Source organism: Candidatus Pelagibacter sp. PS_23 (assembly GCF_059417905.1).
This window is the reverse complement of sequence record NZ_CM182071.1, coordinates 1-11826: the sequence shown is the minus strand read 5'-3', so window position 1 is coordinate 11826 and position 11826 is coordinate 1. Positions and strand designations below refer to the sequence as shown.

At 26.8% G+C, this 11826-nt stretch carries 13 protein-coding genes and 1 tRNA gene; 7 read left to right on the top strand and 7 right to left on the bottom strand.

The annotated features are described in order from the left end of the window. Positions 1-347 precede the first annotated feature (347 nt). Complete coding sequence (locus AC5SLY_RS00070; protein WP_494598828.1) at positions 348-2054, bottom strand: AMP-dependent synthetase/ligase; 1707 nt, start codon at positions 2052-2054, stop codon at positions 348-350. A 7-nt stretch (positions 2055-2061) separates the two neighbouring features. After that, positions 2062-2146: transfer RNA gene (locus AC5SLY_RS00065), tRNA-Leu, on the bottom strand. Between the two features lie 68 nt (positions 2147-2214). Here AC5SLY_RS00065 and AC5SLY_RS00060 point away from each other — a divergent pair. From AC5SLY_RS00060 to AC5SLY_RS00050, 3 genes are read left to right on the top strand one after another with little or no spacing between them, the layout of a single operon-like run. Beyond that, on the top strand, positions 2215-2811 hold the full coding sequence (locus AC5SLY_RS00060) for a YqaA family protein (protein WP_006997486.1): 597 nt from the start codon (positions 2215-2217) through the stop codon (positions 2809-2811). Positions 2812-2818: 7 nt separating this feature from the next. Further along, complete coding sequence (locus AC5SLY_RS00055; RefSeq protein ID WP_271480409.1) at positions 2819-3298, top strand: disulfide bond formation protein B; 480 nt, start codon at positions 2819-2821, stop codon at positions 3296-3298. After that, the gene (locus tag AC5SLY_RS00050; RefSeq protein WP_006997488.1) at positions 3282-3815 is read left to right on the top strand and encodes a demethoxyubiquinone hydroxylase family protein; all 534 of its coding nucleotides are present in this window, start codon (positions 3282-3284) and stop codon (positions 3813-3815) included. The genes AC5SLY_RS00055 and AC5SLY_RS00050 overlap by 17 nt, the downstream gene beginning before the upstream one ends. Here the strand turns inward: AC5SLY_RS00050 and AC5SLY_RS00045 are convergent, their stop codons facing one another. Together AC5SLY_RS00045 and AC5SLY_RS00040 are read right to left on the bottom strand one after the other, a co-directional pair. Beyond that, complete coding sequence (locus tag AC5SLY_RS00045) at positions 3816-4382, bottom strand: HNH endonuclease (RefSeq protein ID WP_006997489.1); 567 nt, start codon at positions 4380-4382, stop codon at positions 3816-3818. It lies immediately after the preceding gene. Positions 4383-4433: 51 nt separating this feature from the next. Then, positions 4434-5090, bottom strand: a complete 657-nt coding sequence (locus AC5SLY_RS00040; RefSeq protein WP_494598827.1) for an alpha/beta hydrolase — start codon at positions 5088-5090, stop codon at positions 4434-4436. A 50-nt stretch (positions 5091-5140) separates the two neighbouring features. On the opposite strand from AC5SLY_RS00040, the gene AC5SLY_RS00035 reads away from it, so the two are divergent. Then, complete coding sequence (locus AC5SLY_RS00035) at positions 5141-5344, top strand: twin transmembrane helix small protein (protein WP_018413748.1); 204 nt, start codon at positions 5141-5143, stop codon at positions 5342-5344. On the opposite strand, the gene AC5SLY_RS00030 is transcribed toward AC5SLY_RS00035, so the two are convergent. Beyond that, a complete protein-coding gene (locus AC5SLY_RS00030; RefSeq protein ID WP_271625609.1) occupies positions 5341-5856 on the bottom strand; it encodes a TlpA disulfide reductase family protein in 516 nt (171 codons plus the stop codon). The two genes, AC5SLY_RS00035 and AC5SLY_RS00030, sit on opposite strands and share 4 nt — an antisense overlap. A 24-nt stretch (positions 5857-5880) precedes the next feature. On the opposite strand from AC5SLY_RS00030, the gene argH reads away from it, so the two are divergent. From argH to AC5SLY_RS00015, 3 genes are all read left to right on the top strand, one after another. After that, positions 5881-7269 carry an argininosuccinate lyase gene (gene argH / locus AC5SLY_RS00025; protein WP_494598826.1) on the top strand — a complete coding sequence of 463 codons (1389 nt, stop codon included), beginning with the start codon at positions 5881-5883 and terminating at the stop codon, positions 7267-7269. A 117-nt stretch (positions 7270-7386) separates the two neighbouring features. After that, positions 7387-8601 carry a diaminopimelate decarboxylase gene (gene lysA, locus AC5SLY_RS00020; RefSeq protein WP_494598825.1) on the top strand — a complete coding sequence of 405 codons (1215 nt, stop codon included), beginning with the start codon at positions 7387-7389 and terminating at the stop codon, positions 8599-8601. Between the two features lie 12 nt (positions 8602-8613). Continuing rightward, positions 8614-9315, top strand: a complete 702-nt coding sequence (locus AC5SLY_RS00015) for a lysophospholipid acyltransferase family protein (RefSeq protein WP_011281690.1) — start codon at positions 8614-8616, stop codon at positions 9313-9315. On the opposite strand, the gene dnaN is transcribed toward AC5SLY_RS00015, so the two are convergent. After that, positions 9312-10424: a DNA polymerase III subunit beta gene (gene dnaN / locus AC5SLY_RS00010; RefSeq protein WP_020169004.1), complete on the bottom strand. Its 1113-nt coding sequence runs from the start codon at positions 10422-10424 to the stop codon at positions 9312-9314. The genes AC5SLY_RS00015 and dnaN overlap by 4 nt on opposite strands. Beyond that, the gene (dnaA, locus tag AC5SLY_RS00005; RefSeq protein ID WP_020169003.1) at positions 10414-11826 is read right to left on the bottom strand and encodes a chromosomal replication initiator protein DnaA; all 1413 of its coding nucleotides are present in this window, start codon (positions 11824-11826) and stop codon (positions 10414-10416) included. Before dnaA ends, dnaN begins: the two co-directional genes overlap by 11 nt.

Genomic DNA, 11826 nt, shown 5'->3' with positions numbered 1-11826 from the left:
CAAAAAAAAACGCCTCTCACACATAACGTTATGAGAAGCGTTTTTTGAAAAGTCTAAGATACTATCTTTTTCTTTTCTTCGCTTTTTTAGCTTTTTTAGCTTTTTTCTTAGTCTTCTTTTTAGCTTTTTTAGCTTTTTTCTTTGTAGCCATCTTTAGCTCCCTGTTTAAGTTAAACGAATCAAAGTGATTCGTTGTTAACTTATTTTTATTTTTTTATACAAGTGATGTCAATTCATTAATTAATTGGCAAATTATAAATTTATTTTTTAAAAAAAATTTTTATTTAAAATTTTTGTTATGTAAAAAACATTAACGTTTATGCGACTTATAATGTCTTTTATAAAAATTAATTAAAAAGTTTTTCTAACTCATTTTGATAAGTTTTTATAATTTTATATCTTTTTAATTTTAAAGTAGGGGTCATCATATTGTTTTCAATTGTAAATTGATTTTTAATTACAAAAAACTTTTTTATTTTTTCTATTTTACTTAAATTTTTATTTATTTTTTCTATTTCTATTTTAATTTCTTCATTCTTTATATTTTTATATTCTGAGCTTAAAACAATTAAACAAACTAGATAAGGTTTGTTGTCACCATAAACTAAACTTTGCTCTATGTAATTAGATTTATTTAAATCACTCTCTATTTTGATTGGAGAAATATTATCTCCACCTGGAGTTATAATTATATCTTTTTTTCTATCTGTTATTTTTAAAAACTCGCCATCAAACTCTCCAATGTCACCTGTAGATAACCATCCATTCTTTAAAACTTTATTTGTTTCTTGTTCATTATTCCAGTAACCCAACATCACATTTTCTCCTTTAACCAGAATCTCACCATCATTTGCAATTTTAACTAAATTTCCCCTAAATGGTTTGCCCACAGTTTCTACCCTAATTTCATTAATAGAATTACAGCTTACTACAGGAGATGTTTCGGTTAATCCGTACCCTTGTAACGTTGGGAGACCAATTGCATTTAAAAAGCAACCCACTTCTTTGTCTAACGCTCCTCCTCCTGAAATAAATGCCTTTAGATTTCCACCAAATTGTTCTTTGATTTTCTTTCGTACTAAAAGATCACAAACAAAATTTATTAAACTTTCTATTAATGAAAATTGCACTCTATTTAATTTCTTATTTCCAAGTTTGATGGTTTGATTGATTAAGAATTTTTTTATTCCTGTAGCTTTACTAAAATTAGTATTTATTTTTTGATGTAAATTTTGATAAAATCTAGGAACTGCTGTCATTATCTCAGGTGAACAATTTTCCATATTTTTTATAAGTTTTTCTATACTCTCAGCATAGAATACCTGTGCTCCCACGACTATTTGAACAAATTGGACTGTATGTTCATATGAATGAGAAAGGGGTAGCCATGTCAAAAATTTAGGTTTTTTTGAGACAAACTCTTTTAATAAACCAAGGGCTCCCTCACAATTGTTTAAAATTCCACCATGGCTTAATACAACTCCTTTTGGATTTCCCTGGGTACCAGATGTATAAATTATACAAGCAATATCTTTTCTTTGAATTTTTAATTCAGAAAAATTTAAGGAATTAAAGTTTTTATTAGCAAAAATTTGATTAATACTTACATGAAGTTCTTGGTCAAATTCTTCAATTACATCAAAAAAAATAATTTTTTTTATAAATTTTTTTTTAGGTATAATATTTTTTACTTTTAAATACTGTGTCTTATTAGAAATGATTAAAACAGTCGGAGTGCAATCATCAATTATATACTCATAGTCTCTTTCTACATAAGTTGTATAAGCCGGAACTGTTATGCCCTCCGAAAGCATAATAGATAAATCTGATATCATCCACTCTGGTCTATTTTCTGATATTAACAAGCATCTATCACCTTTTTTTATATATCTTGATATTTCCTCAGAAAGTTTAATGACATTTGAATATACATCCTCCCAAGAATATTTTTTTTCAACTTCTTTTAAGGACTGTAAAAACACACTTGTTTTATCTTGTGTAAGATACTGTTTATAAAATAGTTCTAATAAATTATTAATTTTGTTTATTTCCATAAAATATTGGTGGGCGAAGAGAGAATCGAACTCTCACTTCTTGCGAAACACGATTTTGAGTCGTGCGCGTCTACCAGTTCCGCCACTCGCCCTTTGTTTTCCTTATTATAACTATAAAATTAAATAGTATAAGAGCATAATTTATATTAAAAACAAAAAAATGCTTAATGAATTATATCAAAAAACTTTAAAACTTGCTGCCCACAAGAAGTCAAATACTTATCTTGCAATTTTATCTTTTACTGAAAGTTCTTTTTTTCCAATCCCACCTGACGTTATGATTGCTCCAATGGTTATTGCAAAAAAAAATGATTACTTAAAAATTTTTTTAATAGCTACTTTATTTTCTTCACTTGGAGGTATCCTTGGATATTTCATTGGATCTTATTTTTTTGATCTTGGAATGATTGTAGTAGAATTTTATAATTATGAAGAAAAGGTAATTAATCTTAAAAATAGCTTATCTGAGGGAAGTGGTCTTTATGTGTGGCTTGCTACATTATTTCTTGCTGGGTTTACACCTTTGCCCTTTAAAGTATTCACAATAACAAGTGGTATGATTGGTTTTAATTTGCCTATATTTTTCATTATTTGTCTATTTTCTAGAGGGTTAAGATTTTTTATCGTCTCATACCTATCATATAAATTTGGTGATATTTTTAGCAAGTTTATGAAAACTGATGCTGCAAAATGGTTTACAATTTTAGGTATTATAATTGTATTAATTTTTACCCTAATATATTTTGCAATTAAATAACACGTACATGATTAACCGAAAAACTACACTTCATCTTATATTATTATTCAGTATTTTTGCTCTTTTAACAGCCTATTTTATTGAATATATTTTAGGTCATCAACCGTGCAATCTTTGTTTAATTGAAAGAATACCTTACATTGTTTCAATAGTTATAATTTTACTTTTTATTTTTATTCAAAAGTTTGAAAGATTTTTTTTAATAATTTTAAGTATTACATTTATTATAGCATTCACTATTTCGTTTTATCATTTTGGAATAGAGCAAGGTTTTATAAAAGAGTCTTTAGTTTGTGACTTAAATTCTAATAACGCAGATTTGACTAAAGAAGCTCTTCTAAATCAGCTAAAAGAAGTTACAGTTAGCTGTAAAGATGCAACGTTTAAAATTTTAGGATTATCTCTTGCTACAATAAATATTTTTATCTCTTTAATAATCACAACTATAACTATAAAACTTTTCTTAACTTATGAAAAAAACAAATAAAGAAAAAGTAAAAGAATTTATTCGAGTTGATCACGCAGGTGAACGAGGCGCAATAAAAATTTATGAAGGCCAATTACTAGCTCTAAATACATTTGTTAAAGATGAAAACCTTAAAAAGAAAATTGAAGAAATGAAAATTCACGAAAAAGAACACTGTGAATATTTTGAAAATGAAATTAAAAAAAGAAATATAAAACCTACAAAGTTTTTACCTTTATGGGATTTGCTTGGTGTAGGACTTGGTTTTGGCTCAACAATGCTGGGGAAAAAAGCTGCTATGCTATGCACTGCCTCAGTGGAAGAAGTAATTGACGAACATTATCTAAATCAAATTAATGAATTAGAAAATGATGAGAAAAAATTAAAAGAAAAAATAATTAAATTTAGAGAAGATGAGCTGCATCATAAAGATATAGCCTATAAAGAAGGTGCAACTAAAAAAGGAATGTATTCTATTCTGGATAAATTAATTAAAACTGGATCAAAAATTGCTATTAATATTTCTGAGAAAATTTAATTAAGCTTCTAACTCAACATCCCAATACAAATAATCCATCCAGCTCTTGTGTAGGAAATTTGGTGGGAAATTTTTACCATTTTTATGTAGGTCTTCTGTAGATGGCTGATATGGCTTTTGATTTAAGCTCATATCCAAATTTTTTAATAACCTTCCACCTTTTTTTACATTGCATGAAGAACAAGCAGTTACAACATTATCCCAGTTGGTTTGTCCACCTTTGGATCTTGGAAGTAAATGATCAAAAGTAAGATCTTCACCACTTCCACAGTATTGACATGAAAATTTATCTCTTAAAAAAACATTAAATCTTGTGAAGCTAGGATTAGACTGTGGTTTTATAAAACTTTTTAATGCAATAACACTTGGTAATCTCATATTAAACGATGGGCTCCTAATAACTCTGTCATAATTACTAACTATAACCACTCTATCCAAAAAAACAGATTTTATAGAATCTTGCCAGCTCCATAAAGACAATGGATAATAACTTAAAGGCCTATAATCTGCATTTAACACTAGCGCAGGACATTTTTCTAAAGACAAATTCTGATCGTTAAAAATCATTATAAAAAACTCTAACTGAAAAAAAATAATTTATCAATAAATAGAATTTAATTATATTTGAAAGTTATTTTTAATATAATTTAAAGCCGCGCTTGATGCCTCAATAGGAATATGATGTTCACAATTCTTTATCATTTTGGTTTCAATTTCAATATTATTTCTAATTAGGAAATCTTTTGCCTCTAATAAAAATGTTGGTGACACAACTGCGTCTTGATCACCATGTATCAATAGCATTTTAGTAGTAGAAGATTTTCTCATACTAAGATCATCTTGATTAATTATCTTACCAGAAAAACCAACAATACAATTATAATTTTGATTGCTAGTTAAACCTAAATTAATAGACATCATGCATCCTTGACTAAATCCTGATAAGCAAATTTGAGAATTATTAAGATTATATTCACTTTTAACTTCTTCAATATATTTTTGGAGTTTATTTTCTGCTTTTTTAGATTCTTCTAGAATATAACTTGGATCATCTTTAGTTAAATCAAACCATTGAAAACCTGCTGGGTTAATTTTACATTCTTCATGACCATCTGGACATAAAAAAATAGTATTAGGCAAAAATCTTTTCCAATTTAAGGTCAACATACTTATGTCTTTCCCATCACCCCCATAGCCGTGCAGTAAAATAATAGCATTTTTAATTGGTATATCTTTTTCTGGCTTAATAATTGTAGTTGATAGACAAAGTGTCATAGATGTTTTTATTATGTTTTTTTTATTAAAAATTATTCTACAATAGTTTCATGATAACAGGAACATTAGTTAAAATTTTAGGTATTGTGCTTTTAATAGTTGTAGCAGTCGTCTTGATCTTAGGAATTGGAACTTTGTTCAAAGGTGGCGAAACTAGCAAAAAATATTCGAATAAACTGATGCAGCTAAGAGTGTTGCTGCAATTCATTGCTATAGTAGCATTGGTTAGTTTTGCTTATTTCTTTAAAGATTAATCGTATTGTTTTAGCCAATTAATAAAATCCAAATTATTAAAATCAATAGAGCCCATAATACGCCCAAACTCTTCACCTTTTTTATTAAATAAAATAGTTGTAGGAACTCCCCTTAAAGAAAATTTTTTAGCCAAAGTAATTGGCGCATCAAAATATATCTCTAGATTTTGAATATTTAGTTCTTTAAAAAAAGAGTCTGATTTAGAGAAATTTTCCTGACCAATATTAATAGGAAAAATTTTTAAGTTATCAAAATTACTATTTAACTGTAAGTCATCTAGAGATGGCATCTCCTCTCTGCATGGAGCACACCAAGTAGCCCAAAAATTCAATATTAACAATTTTCCTTTAAAATCATCTAAATTTACATCGTAATCGTTTGAGTCCTTAAAAACTACTTCCTCATATATTTTTGGATTTTTTGATAAAACTAAATTTTTTATATTAGGTTTTTCTAGTGCATAACTAATGTTGCTAGTTATTAGGTAGATAAATATTAATAATAATTTCATACTAAATATGTATAATTAATTATCATGGTAAAAAATAAAAACAATACGGCAATATGGGGATCGAGAATAAAAAAAGATGCCTCAACCTTGTTTCAAAAAGTTGGTAATTCAATAGATATTGATAAAAAGCTTTTTCAAGAAGATATTTTAGGATCAATCGTACATGTTGAGATGTTATTTAGACAAAAAATTATTTCTTTTAAAATTAAGAATAAAATAATTTTCGGGCTTAATAAAATTGAGAAAGAAATTTTAAAAAATAAATTTGAATATAATAGAAAGTATGAAGATATTCATATGAATATTGAAAAAAGATTATTTCAAATTATAGGAGAAGAGGCTGGATATGTTCACACGGCTAGATCTAGAAATGATCAGGTAATTACTGATTTTAAAATGTGGACGACTTCAGCAACTAAAGAAATTAATAAGAATTTAGACAATATTATTAAAACCATTCTCAAAATTTCAGAAAAAAATATTGAAACCATAATGCCTGGGTTTACTCATTTAAAAAATGCACAAGCTGTATCTTTTGCGCATTATTTAATGTCTTATGTAGAAATGTTTAATAGGGACAAAAAAAGATTTACCTATAATTTAGAAAGTTTATCAGAAAATCCTTTGGGTGTTGCCGCTTTAACAGGTACTTCTTTTAATATTGACAGAAATTTTACTTCAAAAAAACTAGGATTTAAAAGACCAACTAATAACTCAATTGATACTGTTGCAGATAGAGATTTTGTTTTGGATTTTTTATACAGTGCTTCTGTTTGTTCAATGCATATTTCAAGAATAGCTGAAGAACTAATTATTTGGAACTCTGATGGATTCAATTTAATCACACTTTCAGACAAAGTGGTAACTGGTTCTTCAATAATGCCTCAAAAGAAGAATCCTGATTTGTTAGAATACTTAAGAGGGAAAACTGGAACGGTTTATGGAAATTTGTTTTCAATGTTGACAATTCTTAAAGGGCTTCCCATATCTTATTTTAAAGATCTTCAAGATGACAAAGAAATACTCTTCAAATCTAATGAAATCCTTAATAATAGTATTGCTATTCTTAATGAGGTTTTAAAAAATCTAAAACCTAATAAACAACAAATGTTAGACCTTGCTAACTCAGGCTATATTACAGCTACTGACTTAGCTGACTATCTTGTTAAAAATCATTCAATGCCATTTAGAAAAGCGTATCAAACTACAGCTTCTATTGTGAATTATGCAGAGAAAAAAAAGAAAAAATTGAATGAATTAAATATTGACGAACTAAAGAAAATTGAACCAAGGCTTACAATTGAAGTTTTAAAGATATTTAATGTAATAAACTCTGTTAACTCTAAAAAATCTTATGGTGGAACGTCTTTTGATAATATCAAAAAAATGATAATGAAATATAAAAAAACGTAAAATGATAAAAAAACTAATTTTAATTTGTATAATTTGTTCTTTCTTGTTTTCATGTGGAAAAAAAAGAGACCCTCAATATGAGGGGAATGAAATGGTTTTTCCAAAGTCAGTAGATTGATGAAATATATAAATAAAAACTTAACAATTGAAAAAGTTAATGTTCAAAAAATAGCAAAAAAGTTTGGTACACCAACTTATTGTTATTCACACAAACGGCTAACAGAAAACATAAAAAATTTTAAAAAAAATTTTAGCTCTTTTTCTCCATTGATTTGTTTTGCTGTCAAATCCAATACTAATGTAAATCTGATAAGAGAAATTAGAAAATTAGGGCTAGGTGCTGATGTTGTTTCAATGGGTGAGTTAATGATGGCTCTAAAAGCAGGTATAAACCCAAAAAAAATTGTTTTTTCGGGCGTGGGTAAAACTTCAAAAGAAATAAGTTATGCAATTGATAAAAAAATTTTATTAATAAATGCTGAGTCTAAAAGTGAAATTATTGAAATTGAAAAAATTGCAAAATCAAAAAAAAAAATAGTTAATATAGGTATTAGACTTAATCCCAATACAGATGCTAAGACATTAAAACAAATTTCAACTGGAAAAAAAGAAAATAAATTTGGTGTAGATAAAAAAACTTTTTTTGAATTAGTAAATTTTACAAATCATTCTAAAAATATTAACCTTAAGTGCTTAAGTGTTCATATTGGTAGTCAAATTTTAGATCACAAACCATATGAAAAAATGCTCAATGTAGTGAATAAAATAATAAAAAAAAGTGGTCATATCTTTGAATTTATTGATCTAGGTGGGGGCATGGGTATTTCTTATGAGAAAAATAGTAAAAAACTTAACTATCAAAAATATAACATTGCTATACAAAAATTTTTAAAGGGCCAAAAAACAAAAATAATATTTGAACCTGGTCGATCTATAGTTGGTAATATTGGATTTTTAATTTCTCAAGTTATTTATATAAAAGAAAATACTAAAAAAGATTTCATCATATTAGATGCTGCAATGAATGATCTTATGAGACCTGCATTATATGGTGCAAATCACCAAACTATACCTGTAGTAAAAAATAATAGAATTTCAAACAAAACTTATGAATTTGTAGGACCAATTTGTGAAAGTACAGACAAATTTACAACTATAAAAGGTTTTCAGAAATTAAAAGAAAAAGATCTTGTGATAATGTGTGATGTTGGAGCTTATGGAATGTCACTAAGCTCAAATTACAATGTAAGGCCAAAGCCAGCAGAATTAATAATTAAAGGATCAAAGATTAATATTATTAAAAAAAGACAAAAACTAAAAGATTTGATTTAGTTTTTGATTAATATGATAAGAAATTTTTTATTTTCATTATTTTTTTTCTTAGGAATAGTTTTAATTTCCATAATTTTCTTGCCAGCAATTTTACTACCAAAAAAAATAGTTTTATTTGGTGGAAAAATTATGGGCTTTTGGACTTCTTTATGTTTAAAAATATTTTTATCAACAAAGATAATCATTAAAGGTAGGGAAAACATAATTAGAGGAAAAAAATTTTTTATAGCTGCTTCACACCAGTCAATGTTTGAAACTTTTTTTTTACAAACTATCTTTAATTCTCCTGTTTTTATTTTAAAAAAAGAATTGCTAATGATTCCTATATTTGGCTGGTATTTAAAAAAAATAGGGTCAATTTCAATTAAAAGAAATAAAATTTCTAAAGAAAACTTAGGTTTTTTCGATGATATTTCTAAACAAGTGAAATTATCTGAAAGACCTTTAATAATTTTTCCACAAGGAACAAGACTTTCTGCAGAAGATAGAACTCCTTTTAAAAAAGGATCTGGTAGAATTTATGAAGAATTAAATATTCCATGCCAACCAATCGCAATCAATTCTGGTAATACCTGGCCAAAACATGGTTGGAAAAAAATTAATACCACTCTAACTGTTTCAATTTTAAAACCTATTGAACCTGGACTAAGCAAGGAAATTTTTACAAAAGAATTGGAAAAAACTATTTACACTGAACTTGATACTTTAAGCTAGCCTTTCATAGGCATTACAACAAATATACTGTCAAAATCGCCTGGATCTTTAATTAATGCCGGAGACCCAGTATCATTGAAAAAAATTTCAATCTTATCTCCATCAAGTTGTGCTGCTACATCAATTAAATATCTAGAATTAAAACTTATTTCTAGATCATGATCAAACTTTACAGTTAAACTTTCTTTTCCATCACCACTATTTGTGTTGTTAACTGATAAGTTTAAAACGTCTTTTGACAAACTAAATTTAACTCCATCTTTTTTATCTAATGAAACTGAAGCAACTCGATCAACAGAGTCTAAAAATAATTTTAAATCTATTTCTAACTTCTTTTGATTATTCTTAGGTATTACCTGAATATAATTTGGAAATTTTCCATCAATTAACTTAGATATTAATATACTATTATTTAATTCAAATTTTATTTTAGATTTAATATTTGAAATTTTAACATCACCATCATAACTTTCTAACAATGAGCATAGTTGAAAAATTGTTTTTTTAGGAAGTATTATTGGTTCAAAATCTACTTGCTGGTCTAATCTTATTTTTGAAATAGACATTCTATGACTGTCTGTAGCTGCTGCTGTTAAAAAATTTTTATCTTCAGTTTGTGTTTGATGAAAAAAAATTCCACTTAAATAGTGTCTTGTTTCATCATTTGAAACTGAAAATTTACATTTATTCAATAATTTCAATAATTGTTTTGATTTTATAGAAAATTCATTTTGATTAAAGTTTTCATCTGTTAGTGGAAACTCAGATGCACTAATACAATTTAAATTAAAAACAGACTTTTCAGACTCAACTTGAAGTTTGCTAACGTCTGTTAAAGATAAATTAATTTTTTTTCCTGACGAAAATTTTCTTATGATGTCATACATAATAGATGACGTGGTAGTTGTGTTTCCTTCTTCTATAACTTCTACATTGTTAATTTGATGAATAAATATTAAATCTAAATCTGTTGCTGTAATTGTTAGGTTAGAATTACTCGCATTTAATAAAACATTTGACAAAATAGGGAGTGTGCTTCTTTTTTCAATTACGCCTTGGCAATAATTAAGTGCTTGTTGCAGATCTTGTTGATTAACGTTAAATTTCATTTTCTTTATTATACAATATCTGATTTTTTAGATTATTAATATTGTTTGTCATTTCTGGATCTTTTTCCTTCAATTTTTCAATGGTTTTAACTGAATGAATGATTGTTGTATGATCTCTATTAGAAAATTCTCTTCCAATTTCAGGTAATGACTTAGATGTCAAAATTTTTGTTAAATATATTGCTGTTTGTCTTGGTCTTACAAGATATCTAGATCTTCTTGAAGAAAGCATCTCACTTTTACTAATTTTGAAGAACTTACATACGGTTGATTGTATTAAATCTATTGTTACTTTGTTTTCTCCAATATTTAATAGATCTTTTAAAACTACTTTAACCTCTGATAAATTTGGAACTTTGTTGTAAATTCTTGAAAAAGAAACAACTCTATTAATTGCTCCTACTAACTCTCTAATACTTGTGGTTATTTCTGTGCTTATAAACTTTTGTATTTCTTCTGAAATATTTACTTGATTTGAGTAAAAAATGTTTAGTTCCTCTGTTTTTTGTTTAACAATTTTACTTCTAAGTTCATAGTCAGGTTTTTGTATATCCACAACAAGACCTCCAGCAAATCTTGATTTAATTCTATCTTGGATTCTTGATAATTTGTTCGGAGCTCTATCGGCAGAGATTATAACTTGTGAGCCTTTATCTAATAGTGCATTAAACGTATGAAAAAACTCTTCTTGCATTGCTTCTTTACCATTCATGAATTGAATATCGTCTATCAATAATATGTCAGTATTTCTAAAATACTCTTTAAACTTCACCATATCATTAGATTTGATTGATTTTACAAACTGATACATAAATCTCTCAGCAGAAATAAACATAACTTTGTTTTTTTCTTTTAATGAAAGACCAATTGAATTTAATAAATGTGTTTTTCCCATTCCAACTCCTCCATAAATATAAAGTGGATTATAATGAGAAATATTTTCTGAAACTTTCATGGATGCTTCATAGGCAAGTTTATTACTTGTTCCTGTTATAAAATTATCAAATCTTTTATTTGGGTCTATTCTGTTATATTGTAAGTATGTATCTTTAATGAATGATACGTTTTCATTATTTTCATTTTTAGTAAAATTATTTTCTATCTCATTTTCAGAATTTTTTTCAATAATCTTAAACTCTATTCTTGTTAAATCTTTCTTATACGTTTTTACTATTTGCAAAATTTGGTCTAAATATCTTGAAGTAATCCAGTCTCGAATAAATCTAGTAGAAACCGAAAGTAAGACATAGCTATTCATCTCTTCAACAAAGTCTATCTTTCTAAGCCAGCTTTCATATATATCGCTACCTAGTTTATTTTTCATATCCTTTTGAATTAAAGCCCAATCTAAAGCTTCAGATGAAACATCTTTTGTACTTTGTGTTGTGTTGTTGCTTGTCAT

Excerpts from the sequence above, each read along its gene's own strand:
- AC5SLY_RS00055 (WP_271480409.1), top strand. The coding sequence starts at position 2,819 with ATGATTAACCGAAAAACTACACTTCATCTTATATTATTATTCAGTATT.
- dnaN (WP_020169004.1), bottom strand. The coding sequence starts at position 10,424 with ATGAAATTTAACGTTAATCAACAAGATCTGCAACAAGCACTTAATTAT.
- dnaA (WP_020169003.1), bottom strand. The coding sequence starts at position 11,826 with ATGACAAGCAACAACACAACACAAAGTACAAAAGATGTTTCATCTGAA.
- AC5SLY_RS00050 (WP_006997488.1), top strand. The coding sequence starts at position 3,282 with ATGAAAAAAACAAATAAAGAAAAAGTAAAAGAATTTATTCGAGTTGAT.
- AC5SLY_RS00035 (WP_018413748.1), top strand. The coding sequence starts at position 5,141 with ATGATAACAGGAACATTAGTTAAAATTTTAGGTATTGTGCTTTTAATA.
- AC5SLY_RS00045 (WP_006997489.1), bottom strand. The coding sequence starts at position 4,382 with ATGATTTTTAACGATCAGAATTTGTCTTTAGAAAAATGTCCTGCGCTA.
- AC5SLY_RS00015 (WP_011281690.1), top strand. The coding sequence starts at position 8,614 with ATGATAAGAAATTTTTTATTTTCATTATTTTTTTTCTTAGGAATAGTT.
- lysA (WP_494598825.1), top strand. The coding sequence starts at position 7,387 with ATGAAATATATAAATAAAAACTTAACAATTGAAAAAGTTAATGTTCAA.
- AC5SLY_RS00030 (WP_271625609.1), bottom strand. The coding sequence starts at position 5,856 with ATGAAATTATTATTAATATTTATCTACCTAATAACTAGCAACATTAGT.
- AC5SLY_RS00060 (WP_006997486.1), top strand. The coding sequence starts at position 2,215 with ATGCTTAATGAATTATATCAAAAAACTTTAAAACTTGCTGCCCACAAG.
- AC5SLY_RS00040 (WP_494598827.1), bottom strand. The coding sequence starts at position 5,090 with ATGACACTTTGTCTATCAACTACAATTATTAAGCCAGAAAAAGATATA.
- argH (WP_494598826.1), top strand. The coding sequence starts at position 5,881 with ATGGTAAAAAATAAAAACAATACGGCAATATGGGGATCGAGAATAAAA.
- AC5SLY_RS00070 (WP_494598828.1), bottom strand. The coding sequence starts at position 2,054 with ATGGAAATAAACAAAATTAATAATTTATTAGAACTATTTTATAAACAG.